Here is a 13,186-nt window from a genome sequence, read left to right on the forward strand (position 1 = left end):
ATGCCCGGCCGCCACGCACTGGTGTGGTTGCGTCCCGGCGCGCGCTGGCAAGCGCTGACGCCGGGTGCGCAGCCACGGCTGCAGCAGTGGTTTGCTGCGGGCCTGCCGGCAGTGGTGGCGCGTGGGGATGGCAGCCAGGCACCCGGCCGCGTGCGGCTCGGCGTGCCGTTGCCGCCGGACGAAGGTAAACAGCGCCTGGCCTTGAGCGCCGGGCTGGACGACATCGCACGCAGCACCGCCCCGATGGCGCTGGATGCCGTGATCGCTACCGCTCCCATTGTGGTGCAGCCTGCACTGCGGGCCCTGCTGACGCAGGCCAATGCCAGCGGCCTGCAGCCGCGCGTGTTCGGCAGCGTTGCCTGGCAGGCCCTCACCGGGCTCGCGTATGTGCATGCGCAATCGGATCTGGATCTGCTGTGGTCCGTCGCCACACCCGAACAGGCGCACAGGGTGGTGACGTTGCTGCAGCGCTGGGAACGGGACCACGGGCTGCGCGCAGACGGCGAGCTGCTGCTGCCCGACGACACCGCGGTGAACTGGCGCGAATACGCCGGCAGCGCACCGCAGGTCTTGGTGAAATCCAGCGACGGCTGCCGCTTGCTGCCGCGCAGCGCGCTGTTTCCGGTGGGGTATGCGGCATGAGGACGCTGGTCGAACGCACCGCCGATGCAAGGCCCTCGGGGACGCAGTGCATTGCGGCCGGGCGGCAGCCACCCACACCACCGTCAACAGACAGTCGTGTTGCACCACACCTGGCTTGTGCGGCTCGCCCTCCGACAGGCCTGGCACGTGCGGGGCGCCTGTCGGCACCGGTACCGGCACCTGCAGCACCGCAGGACTCGCCGTCGCAACCAGGGCCTGGCCACGCTCCCGTGGACGGCGGCAGCAGCCTCATGCATGCGCCATCGCGTACTGCGGCCGCACGCGGCGATCTGCAACACAATGCAGTGCTGCAAGGCACATCGCATGCGGCTGCCGGCACCGCCAGCGCGCTGGCGCGTCGGCTGGGCCGGCTCGCGGTCGCCGCCTTGCATGCAGAACTGAGCTGCGCACCCAAGCCCGGCCTGGTCACGCCGTTCGACCGCGGCAGCCACACCGATATGGACGCGTCGACGTTTCTGCGCAGCCTGTTCGCCCTACGCGGCTACTTCGTTGCGATTGCGCAGGCCGGTATCGACAACGCGCCGTTCGAGCAATTGCGCCAGCTCGGCATCGCGGCCGAAGCGGCGATGCTGCGTGCCACCGGCGGTATCAACACCCATCGCGGCGCGATCTTCAGCCTGGGCCTGCTCACCGCGCAGGCCGCGCGCCTGCGTGTCGCGCACGGGAGCCGCCCCCGCGGCGAAGCCGTCTGCACCGCAGTGCAGGTCTGGCGCGACCCCTTGCGCACCGCGCCGCTGGATCCCCACAGCAACGGCCAGCGCGTGCGTGCAGCGTTGCAGATCGGTGGCGTGCGCGAGCAGGCCGCAGCCGGTTATCCATTGCTGCGCGAAATCGCATTGCCGTCGCTGCGCGGCGCACTGCACAGCGGCGCCACGCGCCAGGCTGCACTGGCGCAGACCTTGATGCACTTGATTGCCGAGGTCGACGATCTCAACCTGTTGCATCGCGGCGGGCAGGCAGGGCTGGCCTACGCAAGGACGCAAGCACGTGCATTTCTCGCCGCGGGTGGTGTCGCACAAGCGCAGTGGCGCGCTCGCTTGAGCGCCATTGGCAGACAGTTCGTCGCGCGTCGTCTGAGCCCGGGTGGCAGCGCCGATCTGCTGGCCTGCGCCTGGTTCCTGCACTGTCAGGAGACCATATGAGCACGCAGCAGCCACCGGCAGCGGCGAAGACGCTGTACGTGCACACGAGCGGCAATGGCGCCCAACCCACTGCCCCAGGAAACGGCGTCCTGCGCTGGCGCGCGGAAGAACAGGCCCGAAGCGCGGATGCGGGCCATGCGCGCATGGCGCACGGCGTGACCTGCACGCAGGTCATCCCATGAGCCTGGCCGTGCTCTGTCCCGGCCAGGGCGGTCAGCACGCCGCGATGTTTGCGCGTGTTGCCGATGCGCCTGCCGCGGCCGGCGTACTTGCTGCAGCGAGTCAGGTGCTTGGCGCCGCGCCGCACATCCTTGCCGCAGACCCGGGCCGCTATGCCAACGCCATCGCGCAGCCACTGGTGTGCGCGGGCACCCTGGCGCAGTGGCAGGTGTTGCGCCAGCAGCTCCCCGTGCCGTTGCTGGTGCTCGGCTACAGCGTGGGCGAGCTGGCGGCGCATGCAGTGGCCGGCAGCGTCGACATCGAAACCTGCCTGCAGCTTGCAGCCACCCGCGCCCGCCTGATGGATGCCGCCAGCCCCGACAACGCCGGGCTGATGGCCGTCATCGGCCTGCCACTGCCCACGCTCGCTGCGCTGTGCACCGCGCACGGCGCAGCGCTGGCCATCGTCAATGGCGATGACCATGCGGTGCTTGGCGGTCCACGTCCTGCACTGCAGGCGCTGGGCGACGCAGCGCAGGCGCGTGGCGCACGCGTCACGCTGCTGCCGGTGAGCGTGCCGGCGCACACCCCGTGGCTGCGCAGCGCCGCCGCTGCATTCGCCATCGAATTGAACACCGCCCGCATCGGTGCTCCGAAGGTGCGCGTGCTCGCCGGCATCGATGCACGTGCGGTCGGCACCAAGGCGCAGGTTGCCGACAGCCTGGCCGCGCAGATCGCGCAGACCGTGCGTTGGTACGACGTACTGGTGCAGGCCGCCGAACGCGGCGCGCGCGTCTTTCTCGAACTCGGGCCCGGCAGCGCCTTGGCGCGCATGGCGCGTGAGGTCTTGCCGGCGTGCGAGGCGCGTTCGGTAGACGACTTCCACAGCACCGAGGGTGTTGTGGAGTGGGTCAACGCCGCGTGCGAGCGTGCGGCATGACGATCAGGCAGGTGCTGCACACGGTGTGACCCTGGGGTGGCGGGTGGCCATCCGTGCTGTACGCGTATCAGGTGTCTGGGAGGGCGCATGACCCCGCAAATTGCAACGATTCTTGGCTTGGTGATCATGTTCATCGTCGCCACCGCATTGCCCATCAACATGGGTGCGGTGGCCTTCGCGCTGGCGTTCATCGTTGGCGGCGTGTGGGTGGGGCTGGATGGCAAGGAGGTGCTGGCCGGCTTTCCGGGCGACCTGTTCCTCACCCTGGTCGGCATCACCTATCTGTTCGCCATCGCGCAGAAGAACGGCACCATCGATCTGCTGGTGCACTGGGCGGTGCGCGCGGTACGCGGGCGCATCGTCGCCATCCCGTGGGTGATGTTCGTGATCACCGGCCTGCTCACTGCCTTCGGTGCGCTGGGGCCGGCCGCGGTGGCCATCATCGGCCCGGTGGCGTTGCGCTTTGCCAAGCAGTACCGCATCAATCCGTTGATGATGGGCCTGCTGGTGATCCATGGTGCGCAGGGCGGCGGCTTCTCGCCGATCAGCGTGTATGGCGGCATCACCAACAAGGTGGTGGAAAAGGCCGGGCTGGATGTCACCGAGATGGCGGTGTTCCTCACCAGCCTGGGCTTCAACCTGATGATGGCCATCATCTGCTTCTGCGCCTTCGGCGGGCTCAAGCTGATGCGCCGGCAAGAGGTTTCGCTGGCCGATGCGCAGTACGTGCCGGTCAGCGGCGATCAGGCCTCGCAACGGCGCTTCGCCATCGAAGGGCATGGCGCACTGGTGGCACCGGGCGGCGGCACCTTGTCCACCGACCCGCTGGCACTGGAAGCGGTCTCCATCACCCGCGACCGTGTGATTACCCTGGTCGGCCTGCTGGGTCTGGGCGTTGCGGCGCTGGTGTACAACCTCAATGTCGGGCTGGTGTCGATCACCGTGGCGGTGGCACTGGCGCTGATCTCGCCCAACGCGCAGAAGGGTGCGGTAGACGGCATCAGCTGGTCCACGGTGCTATTGATCAGCGGCGTGGTCACCTATGTCGCCGTGCTGGAAAAGGCCGGTGCGGTGGACTACATCGGCACCGGCGTCTCGCACATCGGCATGCCGCTGCTGGGCGCCTTGCTGGTCTGCTATGTGGGCGGCATCGTGTCTGCGTTCGCGTCGTCGGCGGCGGTACTGGGCGCCACCATCCCGCTGGCGGTGCCGTTCCTGATGCAGGGCCAGTTGGGCGCCGCCGGGGTGATCTGCGCGCTTGCCGTGTCGTCCACCATCGTCGATGTCAGCCCGTTTTCCACCAATGGCGCGCTGGTGGTGGCCTCGGCCGCCAAGGAAGAGCGCGACGGCCTGTTCCGCCGCTTCCTGGTCTACAGCGGGCTGGTGGTGTTGCTAGGGCCGCTGGCGGCGTGGCTGCTGTTCGTGGTGCCGGGCTGGCTGTGAGGGTGGCAGCGTCGGGCAGGTGCAAGGGGCGCCCCGCTAGAATGGGCGCCCTAGCCCCGATGCCGACGACCTGCCTGCCATGACCCTCGCCCCTGATTCGCGCGTGTCCAAGAAGCGCGTACCGCTGTACGAGGAAGTGGCCGAGCGCCTGCGCCAGAAGATCTACGACTACGCGCTGCCGCCGGGCGAATGGATCGACGAACCGGCCCTGGCCGAGGAACTGGGCATCAGCCGCACCCCGCTGCGCGAGAGCCTGAAGTTGCTCGCGGCCGAAGGCCTGGTGCAGCTGGATGCCGGCCGCGGCAGCCGGGTCACGCGGCTGACGCTGGAAGACCTCAACCAGCTGTTTCCGGTGATGGCGATGCTGGAAGGCCGCTGCGCGCACGACGCGGTCAAGCGCCTGGATACGGCTGGTGTGCAACGGCTGGAAGACCTGCATGCGGCGATGGAAGCCGCATCGGCGGCCGGCGACCTGGCCGAGTACTACCGCAACAATTATCTGATCCACGAAACCGTGCAGCAGTACGCCGGCAATCCGTGGTTGATCCGGGTCACCCACGACCTGCACCGCATCTTGAAGATGCACCGCGGGCGGCAATTGCTGACCCCCGGGCGCATGGCGCAATCGCTGGCGGAACATCGCGAACTGATGGACTGCGTACGCCGCGGCGATGCGGAAGGTGCGGAGCGCACCATGCACGGGCATCTGCTGAGCCAGGGTCAGGCGCTGGCAGCCTATGTGGCGGCCGGCGGAGTGCTGAATGTACCGGCGCCGTTGCCGCGCTCGGGCGGGGTGTAGTCGTCTGCTTGAACGGGGCGGCGTGCTGCGCCCGGTATCACGTGCGGCAGCTGGGTGCCCGCGTAGCTGATCGAGAGCACCACGACCATGCAAGGCACGCGCAAGGAAGCCATGCGCGCGGACGTGATGTCGAAACGGGCGTTCGCTTGGCGAGCGACCAACCGGATGCTTGCGGCGAAAGACGGAACGGCTAGACCGCTGCCCGACACACCACACCGCTGGCACGTCCAGCCCCAGCAGCTGTCGCCACGTCCTTCTCCCACCTGTGGGAGAAGGTGCCCGAAGGGCGGATGAGGGCTGCGCCTGGTGCTAGCGCACGCCCAGCGCAAGCAAGTCTTCCACGCGCTCGATCAGCTGCGTTCCGGCCAATCCGGCAAATACCTCCGGATGCGCGTAGCCCCAGGCTACCGCGGCGAATGGCAGGCCCAGCACCTGGGCCGCTTCCCAATCGGCGACCTGGTCACCCACATAGATCGCCTGTGCTGGGGTGTGTGATGTGGCGCGCAGCACGCGTCGCAGGGCGCGCTGTTTGCCCAGCAGATGCGCGCCGCCTTCGATGAGGGCGAACTTCGTACTCAGCTCTTCGCCCAGTACGCGTTGCACGTTCTCTGCCGAGTTGGACGACACCACCGCCAGCCGCGTCCCCCCGGCGTGCAACGCGCTCACTGTCTGCGCAATGCCGGGAAACAATGCCGCCGGCGGCGCGGCGCGCATCAGGCGGATGAAGTCAGCCGCCACCAGTGGAACCTTCCAGGCGGGCAATCCGGACTGCTTGATCAGCGCGCGCGTGCTCAACCTGCGCGCGGCGTCCACTTCATGCGTTTCGGCCGCGCGGAACCCGTGCCGCGCAGCCAGGTCGCGCTGTGTGCTCAGAAAGAAATCAAACGAATCGGCCAGCGTGCCGTCGAAATCGAAAATGATCAGTGCAGCCATGGCAACGCACGCAGCGGGGCGCCATAGCCTAACCAGACGCGTGCAGCTAGCGCACGCGCACACGTCCCCACGTGTACGCGCACGCGATGCCGCTTACGCTTCGGCGAAATGCGGCACGATCGGCGTATCGCCTTGCGCGCTCTGCTCGATCACCTTGCGCTGCATCGCGGCCAGGTAGGCATCCAGCTCTTCGGTGGAGGCGAACACATCGCTCAACGGCACCGCCTTGACCATGTCGAAGACCTTGCGGATCTGCGGCTGCGGGTTGCTCACCAGCACCTTGCCCTGGCGCGTGGCCAGCGCCTTGCGCGCCTTGAAGATGCAACGGATGCCGGCGCTGGAAATGTATTCCAGTGCGCCGAGGTCCAGCACCAGGGTAGTGATGCGGGTGCCCAGCAACGGCGACAGCGCCGCATCCAGGTCCTGATAGGTGTGAGTGTCCAGCCGCCCGGTCAGGATGACGCGTTGACGGGTGTCTTGCGGCGGGTCAATCTGGATGGCGAGCGTGGTCATGACAGGGCCTCGGGGACAGGGGCGTACGGGTGGAGCAGGGTGACGCGCACGATGTTGTATGCACCATCGCGGCGGTAGTCGATGTGATCGGCGAACTGATGCACCAAAAACAACCCCAACCCGCCGATCTGGCGGTCGTCGAGCTCGCTGGCGACATCGGGCATATGCGCCGCGCAGGGGTCGAACGCGATGCCGGCATCGTGCATCTCCAGCACCAGCGCCTGGGGGTCCAGCTGCAGTTGCAGGCGCAGCGGCTGCTCGGCGCACTGCCCATGGGTGAGCGCGTTGCAGCCGAGCTCTTCCACGATCAGCCGCACCTGGCCGATGCGCTCGGCGTGCAGGCCTTCGCGCGTCAGCGAGTCTTCCAGCGCGTCGTTGGCGCCGGCCAGCTGGGCCAGCGACGGGGCAATGGCCAGATCGAGCTTCATGGAGCCGTCACCTCTCCGGGAACGCCCCGGCCGGTCTCTGCGACCCGTCCAGCATGCTCCTGGCGCAGCCGGATCGCCAGCAGCGTGATGTCGTCATAGGGGTCGGCCTGGCCAGTGAAACGGGCGATATTGGCCACCACCGCCTTGCACTGCGCGGCAGCGCTGCGGCACGGGTGCAGCGTGGCCAGCAGCCGCTCCAGCCCGTAGCTGGCGCCGTGTTCGTTCATCGCCTCGGTCACGCCGTCGGTATAGCCCAGCAGGGTCTGGCCGGCGGTCATGCGCCCGTGCAGCACCGGAAACGAAACCTGCGGCTCGATCCCCAACGGGGCGCCGGTCTCCAGCGGCAGGACGCGTGCCTTGCCATCGATATCGATCAGCAAGGGCGGCTCGTGCCCGGCGCTGGCCAGCCAGTAGTCGCCGCTCACCACATTGATCAATCCGCACAACACGGTGGCGAACATGCAGGTGTCGTTGTTCTCGGCCAGCCGCGTGGACGCGGCAATCAGGATCCCGTCCGGACGTGTATAGCGGCGCGCAGCGATCTCCAGCACGCTCACCGCGCGCGCCATGAACAAGGCCGCCGGCACGCCCTTGTCGGACACATCGCCCACCACGAACCACAGCAGCCCCGGTTCGGTCTCGAAGAAATGATAGAAGTCGCCGCCCACCGCCTTGGCCGGCTCCAGCCACGCGCAGGTTTCCAGATGCGAACTGGCGCGGTCGAAGGTGCGCCCGGAGGGCAGCATGGCCTGCTGGATCTCGCGCGCAATCTGCAGCTCGCTGTGCATGCGCTCGCGCGCGGCCGTCATCTCGCCGATCTCGCCGATGTGGTGACGGATCGCATCGCGCGCCGTGTCGAACGCGCGGGCCATCACGCCCACCTCGTCGTCGCGTTCGATATGCCGCAACGGGTACTCGAATTCGCCGCGCCGGAAGTGCTCGGCGGTGTCGGTCAGTTCCTCGATCGGCCGCGTCAACTTGCGCGTGATCCGCCCCATCAACCACCACCACACGCCCGCGCCCAGCAACGCCGCCATCGCCACCCACGCGACCAGCCAGTTCAGGCCGGACAGCACGTAGCGTTCGGAGGCGGACAGCACGAAGGTCCAGCCACTGCGGCCCACCGCCGCGCTGTGGGTCAGGAACCGCTCGCCATCCGGCGCGGTATGCGCAAACGAAATCGGCTGGCCGGCTGCCAGTGCGCGCTGCAATGGCCGCAGGTCCGGCCGCGAGCGCGCCACATAGCTGTCCAGGCTGTGGTGCAGATTCAGCGCCGGGTCGGGGCTGAACACCAGCATGCCTTCCGGCGACAACAGCATCGGCTGGATCCCGATGTCGCGCGGCAGCTGGTCGATGATCTCGCGCAGATGTTGCAGCGGCAGATCCACGCTCACCATTCCCACCGGCGCCGCATCCGGCGCGTCACCGGGGCGCCGCAGCGGCAGGTTGTAGCTGGTGTACAGGACATTGCCGCCATTGCGGTTCAGGTAGGGCTCTGACCACCACGCACGGCCCTCGCGCTGGGTGCGCACATACCACGGCATGGTGCGGTAGTCGTCGCCCAGCTCTAGCGCCGATTTCTCCACCAGATGGGTGCCGTCGCGGCGCACGTACCAGACAAACCCGGTATCGCCGGCCTTCTGCGTGCGCGGCTCGATGATCAGGCGCGCCGCACCGATATCCGGGTCGCCACTGAGCGTGGCTAGCAGCAAGGCACGCAGATTGAATGGCTGCAGTCCCACCGCACTGCTGCTCGCGGCCAGGGTGCGCCCGCTCACCTGCACCGAATCCAGCATCGCCGCCAGGCTGCGCGCGGTCTGCTCGGTCAGCCCGTCCACTTCGGTGCGCGCCGCTTCCACCAACTCGGTGCGCGCCCCGACGTAGAACACCGTCCCCAGCACCACCAGCAACACCAGCAACACGGCAGTTGCCGCCAGCATCACCCGCGTGCGCAGGCTGTTGCGCCAGTGCACACGCGGGGTGGCTGGCGATGGCCGTGCGGGCGGGCGGGCAACGGTGGCGATGAAGCGCGCTCCTTGGCGGCGGCTGCGCCCGATCATGGCAGCTTTGCACTCATCCACAAGCGCGGCGAGCGGCCTCATCCTCACAAGCGTCCAATTGACCACCCGAACTCAAGCGGACTAGATTGGCGGCCCAACTGCCACGGAGGCCGGCCTTGCGCCAGATTCTGACCCCAAGCCTGCTGGCCCTATTGCTTACGGCCTGTAACGCCCCGGAGACCAGCATGACCCAGACCCTTTCCCCCGCCACCGAGGCCACCGCAGAAGCCGACGTCGAGGCCGGCGGCCGCGGCCTTGCCAAGTTGAATCCGAGTCCGCGCAAGGCGTATGAGGTCACGCTCACCCTGGACAAGGCGCCTGGTGCGTTCGGCCTGGTGGAAGCTGCTGCGCAATACGATGTCAGCAACGAGCAGGAGTGCGGCAAGATCCAGCCGGAAACCGGCACTGCCGGCCGCATCACCAGCCAGGAAAATGTCGCGCTCAAGAAGATCTCCGACACCGAATACCGCGGCACGGTCTATCTGGATCTGATGCAGGACGAAGACTATTACGGCCGCGGCGTCTGCCATTGGGAATTCAGCGGCGCCAGCGTGATGCTCAAGGCGACCGGTGCGGAAGAAGAAACACGCTTTCTGTCGTTTATCGAAGCCAAGGCAGTGACTGCGCAGCAGGCGTTGACGAAGTACTACTGGAAGGAGGGCTATCCGCGCTCGGAGTCCAAGAGCTTCCCGGACACCGGTGAACTCAGCCCGGAGACATTCAAGCCCGACATTCGCGGCAATCTCTTCACCATCACCCTGGCTGCCAAGGAAGTTGCGCCATGAGCATTCCTTCACCGCAATACGCCGGTTTATCCGAGGACGTCTATAAGGATCGCGCGGTCGGTCGGCGCGCGCCGGGGCACGAAGAGATCGTTACGATTGAAGGACAGCGCTACGCGGTTCTCGATCATGTCAACAACAAGTCCAATGGTTACCAGGGCACGATCTATCGCCGCGAAAGCAGCGGCGAAATCGTCGTGGCGCATCGCGGTACCGAAGGCGCAGTCAATGACGTTCTCACCGACGCCACCATGGTCACTTCGCGGACCAACCCGCAGGCCGCCGATGCGCTCGCACTGACCAAGAATGCGATGGACATCGCCAGGGATGTTGGCAAACGAACCGGTCATCAGCCGGAAGTCACCGTCACCGGGCATTCCCTAGGTGGTGCGCTCGCACAGGTGTCCGCGCACCACTACGATCTCAAGGGCGAAACCTTCAACGCTTATGGCGCAGCCAGCCTGAGCTACCGCATTCCCGAAGGTGGCAACAGCGTGATCAACCACGTGATGGCATCGGACCCGGTCAGCGCGGCGTCGCCGCATTTCGGGCAAGTGCGCATGTACGCCAAGCCCGACGAGATCGCCACCTTGAGTGGCGCCGGCTATAGCAACAGCAAGGCGAATTTCTTGATCCCGGACTACCCGCTGGTCGCTGCCGGTGGCTCGCTGGGGGCCCATAAGTTGGGTAACTTCCTGGGTGAGCACTCCGCGCTCACTGACCCCAATGCACGCCCGCTCGCCGAAAAGAACGCGCGGATGATCGAGGAATATCGCAACGACGTCGATGGGCTTCGCACCGGCACCACCATCCTGACGCGCAGTGCGCGCGGCCTCGGCCAGGACGCCATCGACGCCATCCGTGGCCCGCTCGCTCCGGGCGAGCCGGCCAAGCGCGACGCGCGCGAGCATGGCAACGACCACACCTCGCTGCGCATCGATCAGCCGGGGCACGTGGGTAACTCCTTGTTCCAGGATGCCCAGCGCGGCGTGCATGCGCAGGATGCCCGCGCCGGCCGCACGCCTGACCAGCAGAGCGCGCAGCTATCGGGCGCGCTCGCCTCGGAGATGCACGCCGCCGGTGGCCAGCGCATCGACGCGGTGATGATGACCCCGGATGCCGCACGGACCTTTGCGGTGCAGGGGCGCGTGGACGACCCCGCGCAACTGCGCGTCAGCGTGGAGACCATGACCGCCATGAACACCCCGCTGGAGCAGAGCAGCCAGCGCGTGGCCGACAACGCCGCGCGTCAGTCGGTGGCATTGGAGCAGCAGCAGGCGCAGACCCAGCAACAGCAGCAAGGAGCGCGCGCCATGGGCTGATGGGTGAGGGTGGCATGCTGCCGCGGCGGATGAGTGCGCGGGTGTGCATCACCCCGGTACGCGTTGCGGCGTGTGGCGCCCAGCCTGCCCAGCACCACCATCGCGTCTCTACCGAAACGCCGGGCTTGCCCGGCGTTTTCGCGTTCAATTGCGCAGTAATACGCAGGGGTGCTGCTGCACCCGCACAACCGCGCGCCTCCACAACGCACGTGGACTCAAGGTTTTCCTGCCTCGAGATATGCCGCAACACGCTTGCACCTATAGCGGCCTCAACCGCGCTGTACTGCCGTGCTTGAATCGCACCCGCTGTGCAGCGGCACACGGTGAAGCGGCAGCGCTCGCGCGCACCGTGGCCGCATGCACACCGCAACGCAGGGAATCACGCAAGGCGCCGCCCGGCGCGACATCCATCGATCGAGGAACGTGTCATGGCTATTTTTCGCATCCAGTACCACCGCGTGCTGCTCGTGCTGGCGCTATGCCTGTGCAGCGCCGGCGTCAGCGCCCAGGGCATTGCCAAGGGCGCCGACGTCAGCTGGCTCAACCAACAGGCCGCCAACAATCCGCCGCAGGTATTTCGCGATGCGGCCGGCAACACCACCGACTTCATCAAGCTGTTCAAGGACGTGGGCGGCAACGCGATTCGCCTGCGCGTGTGGGTCAACCCGTCCGGCGGCTGGAACGATGGCCGCGACACCCTGGATAAAGCCAAACGCGCCGCCGCCCAGGGCATGCGCATCATGATCGACTTCCATTACAGCGACAGCTGGGCCGACCCGGGCAAGCAGACCAAGCCGTCCGCCTGGGCCGGGCACAGCGTCGCCCAGCTCAACACCGATGTGTACAGCCACACGCAAGGCATCCTCAAATACCTCAAGGACAACGGCATCACCGTCACCTGGGTGCAGGTGGGCAACGAGATCAACAGCGGCATGTTGTGGAACGAAGGCAAGACGCCCAACTTCGCCAACCTGGGCCAGTTCATCAACAGCGGCTACAACGCCACCAAGGCGGTGTATCCCAACGCCAAGGTCATCGTGCATCTGGCCAACGGCTACGACAACGCCAACTTCCGCTGGTTCTTCGACAACCTGCGCTCGGCCGGCGGCAAGTGGGACGTCATCGGCATGTCGCATTACCCGCCTGTCGGCAGCTGGCAGGACTACAACAACCGCCTGGACACCAACTTGCGCGACATGATCACCCGCTACGGCAGCGACGTGGTGGTGGCCGAAGTCGGCATGGACTGGCAACAAGCGGCCACCACCCGCGCCATGCTCACCAACCTGCTCAGCCGCAGCAACGCCATCAACAGCAGCCACAGCAAGCAGGTGCTCGGCGTGTTCTATTGGGAGCCCAACGCCTACCCCGGCTGGCAGGGCTACACCATGGGCGCAGTCACCAGCGACGGCAAACTGACCGAAGCGCTGCAGGCGTTCTGACCAACACGCCACCGCGTAGGAGCGCACCCGGGCGCGACGTGCGTTACCGATAAAGCCCCTCGCGCCCAGGCGCGCTCCTACGCCGCGCCGCGGCACCCGCCGCTGGGACATGTCCGGCCGGCGGCAGCCAGCCGTACCCACAGCCCGCGTCATCTCGTAGGAGCGCACCCGGGCGCGACGGGCACTACCGAGAAAGCCTCTCGCGCCCAGGTGCGCTCCTACAGCGCGGGGGCCGCCCGCCACTGGGACATGTCGGCCGACGGCGACCAGCCGTACCCACAGCCCGCACCATCTCGTAGGAGCGCACCCGGGCGCGACAGGCATTACCGAGAAAGCCCCTCGCGCCCAGGTGCGCTCCTACAGCGCGGGGCCGCCCGCCACTGGGACATGTCGGCCGACGGCGACCAGCCGTACCCACAGCCCGCGCCATCTCGTAGGAGCGCACCCGGGCGCGACGGGCATTACCGGGAAAGCTCCTCGCGCCCAGGTGCGCTCCTACGGGGCATGCACATCGGTCCATTCCAGGCGGCAGCAGCCGCCAACCCTGCCGCTGGCCCTTA

At 67.4% G+C, this 13,186-nt stretch carries 13 protein-coding genes; 9 read left to right on the forward strand and 4 right to left on the reverse strand.

From position 1 onward, the window contains the following. The 6 genes from mdcG to ACCQ10_RS03080 all read left to right on the forward strand — a co-directional run bounded on the left by mdcG (window position 1) and on the right by ACCQ10_RS03080 (window position 5,146). Window positions 1–642 (forward strand): malonate decarboxylase holo-[acyl-carrier-protein] synthase, encoded by a 642-nt coding sequence (gene mdcG / locus ACCQ10_RS03055; protein WP_372362174.1) that lies wholly within the window; start codon window positions 1–3, stop codon window positions 640–642. A gap of 251 nt (window positions 643–893) precedes the next feature. After that, window positions 894–1,805 (forward strand): triphosphoribosyl-dephospho-CoA synthase MdcB, encoded by a 912-nt coding sequence (gene mdcB, locus ACCQ10_RS03060; RefSeq protein ID WP_372362175.1) that lies wholly within the window; start codon window positions 894–896, stop codon window positions 1,803–1,805. Next, window positions 1,802–1,987, forward strand: coding sequence for a hypothetical protein (locus tag ACCQ10_RS03065; RefSeq protein WP_372362176.1), 186 nt, complete (start codon window positions 1,802–1,804; stop codon window positions 1,985–1,987). Before mdcB ends, ACCQ10_RS03065 begins: the two co-directional genes overlap by 4 nt. After that, on the forward strand, window positions 1,984–2,904 hold the full coding sequence (mdcH, locus tag ACCQ10_RS03070; protein ID WP_372362177.1) for a malonate decarboxylase subunit epsilon: 921 nt from the start codon (window positions 1,984–1,986) through the stop codon (window positions 2,902–2,904). The genes ACCQ10_RS03065 and mdcH overlap by 4 nt, the downstream gene beginning before the upstream one ends. An 87-nt stretch (window positions 2,905–2,991) precedes the next feature. Then, window positions 2,992–4,347 (forward strand): SLC13 family permease, encoded by a 1,356-nt coding sequence (locus ACCQ10_RS03075; protein WP_047693332.1) that lies wholly within the window; start codon window positions 2,992–2,994, stop codon window positions 4,345–4,347. A gap of 79 nt (window positions 4,348–4,426) precedes the next feature. Beyond that, complete coding sequence (locus ACCQ10_RS03080) at window positions 4,427–5,146, forward strand: GntR family transcriptional regulator (protein WP_372362178.1); 720 nt, start codon at window positions 4,427–4,429, stop codon at window positions 5,144–5,146. Between the two features lie 309 nt (window positions 5,147–5,455). Here the strand turns inward: ACCQ10_RS03080 and ACCQ10_RS03085 are convergent, their stop codons facing one another. From ACCQ10_RS03085 to ACCQ10_RS03100, 4 genes are all read right to left on the reverse strand, one after another. Further along, window positions 5,456–6,079 (reverse strand): HAD hydrolase-like protein, encoded by a 624-nt coding sequence (locus ACCQ10_RS03085; RefSeq protein ID WP_166751813.1) that lies wholly within the window; start codon window positions 6,077–6,079, stop codon window positions 5,456–5,458. 93 nt (window positions 6,080–6,172) lie between these two features. After that, window positions 6,173–6,592 (reverse strand): STAS domain-containing protein, encoded by a 420-nt coding sequence (locus ACCQ10_RS03090; protein WP_372362179.1) that lies wholly within the window; start codon window positions 6,590–6,592, stop codon window positions 6,173–6,175. Further along, window positions 6,589–7,020: an ATP-binding protein gene (locus ACCQ10_RS03095; protein ID WP_047693326.1), complete on the reverse strand. Its 432-nt coding sequence runs from the start codon at window positions 7,018–7,020 to the stop codon at window positions 6,589–6,591. The genes ACCQ10_RS03090 and ACCQ10_RS03095 overlap by 4 nt, the downstream gene beginning before the upstream one ends. Further along, complete coding sequence (locus ACCQ10_RS03100; protein ID WP_372363039.1) at window positions 7,017–8,960, reverse strand: SpoIIE family protein phosphatase; 1,944 nt, start codon at window positions 8,958–8,960, stop codon at window positions 7,017–7,019. The genes ACCQ10_RS03095 and ACCQ10_RS03100 overlap by 4 nt, the downstream gene beginning before the upstream one ends. A gap of 305 nt (window positions 8,961–9,265) precedes the next feature. Here ACCQ10_RS03100 and ACCQ10_RS03105 point away from each other — a divergent pair, with 305 nt between their 5' ends. The 3 genes from ACCQ10_RS03105 (at window position 9,266) to ACCQ10_RS03115 (ending at window position 12,626) form a co-directional block, all read left to right on the forward strand. Then, window positions 9,266–9,865 carry a hypothetical protein gene (locus ACCQ10_RS03105; RefSeq protein ID WP_372362180.1) on the forward strand — a complete coding sequence of 200 codons (600 nt, stop codon included), beginning with the start codon at window positions 9,266–9,268 and terminating at the stop codon, window positions 9,863–9,865. Further along, window positions 9,862–11,184: an XVIPCD domain-containing protein gene (locus tag ACCQ10_RS03110; RefSeq protein WP_372362181.1), complete on the forward strand. Its 1,323-nt coding sequence runs from the start codon at window positions 9,862–9,864 to the stop codon at window positions 11,182–11,184. Before ACCQ10_RS03105 ends, ACCQ10_RS03110 begins: the two co-directional genes overlap by 4 nt. Window positions 11,185–11,612: 428 nt before the next feature. Continuing rightward, entirely contained in the window at window positions 11,613–12,626 is a 1,014-nt protein-coding gene (locus ACCQ10_RS03115) for an arabinogalactan endo-1,4-beta-galactosidase (RefSeq protein WP_372362182.1), read from the forward strand. Window positions 12,627–13,186 lie beyond the last annotated feature (560 nt).

This window comes from Xanthomonas sp. NCPPB 1325, assembly GCF_041477645.2.
GTDB lineage: Bacteria > Pseudomonadota > Gammaproteobacteria > Xanthomonadales > Xanthomonadaceae > Xanthomonas > Xanthomonas cannabis.

What these genes read in the sequence shown, in the direction of transcription:
- ACCQ10_RS03115 (WP_372362182.1), top strand. Translation starts at nt 11,613, where the DNA reads ATGGCTATTTTTCGCATCCAGTACCACCGCGTGCTGCTCGTGCTGGCG.
- ACCQ10_RS03065 (WP_372362176.1), top strand. Translation starts at nt 1,802, where the DNA reads ATGAGCACGCAGCAGCCACCGGCAGCGGCGAAGACGCTGTACGTGCAC.
- ACCQ10_RS03100 (WP_372363039.1), bottom strand. Translation starts at nt 8,960, where the DNA reads ATGCTGGCGGCAACTGCCGTGTTGCTGGTGTTGCTGGTGGTGCTGGGG.
- ACCQ10_RS03085 (WP_166751813.1), bottom strand. Translation starts at nt 6,079, where the DNA reads ATGGCTGCACTGATCATTTTCGATTTCGACGGCACGCTGGCCGATTCG.
- mdcG (WP_372362174.1), top strand. Translation starts at nt 1, where the DNA reads ATGCCCGGCCGCCACGCACTGGTGTGGTTGCGTCCCGGCGCGCGCTGG.
- ACCQ10_RS03080 (WP_372362178.1), top strand. Translation starts at nt 4,427, where the DNA reads ATGACCCTCGCCCCTGATTCGCGCGTGTCCAAGAAGCGCGTACCGCTG.
- ACCQ10_RS03110 (WP_372362181.1), top strand. Translation starts at nt 9,862, where the DNA reads ATGAGCATTCCTTCACCGCAATACGCCGGTTTATCCGAGGACGTCTAT.
- ACCQ10_RS03075 (WP_047693332.1), top strand. Translation starts at nt 2,992, where the DNA reads ATGACCCCGCAAATTGCAACGATTCTTGGCTTGGTGATCATGTTCATC.
- ACCQ10_RS03105 (WP_372362180.1), top strand. Translation starts at nt 9,266, where the DNA reads ATGACCCAGACCCTTTCCCCCGCCACCGAGGCCACCGCAGAAGCCGAC.
- mdcH (WP_372362177.1), top strand. Translation starts at nt 1,984, where the DNA reads ATGAGCCTGGCCGTGCTCTGTCCCGGCCAGGGCGGTCAGCACGCCGCG.
- ACCQ10_RS03095 (WP_047693326.1), bottom strand. Translation starts at nt 7,020, where the DNA reads ATGAAGCTCGATCTGGCCATTGCCCCGTCGCTGGCCCAGCTGGCCGGC.
- mdcB (WP_372362175.1), top strand. Translation starts at nt 894, where the DNA reads ATGCATGCGCCATCGCGTACTGCGGCCGCACGCGGCGATCTGCAACAC.
- ACCQ10_RS03090 (WP_372362179.1), bottom strand. Translation starts at nt 6,592, where the DNA reads ATGACCACGCTCGCCATCCAGATTGACCCGCCGCAAGACACCCGTCAA.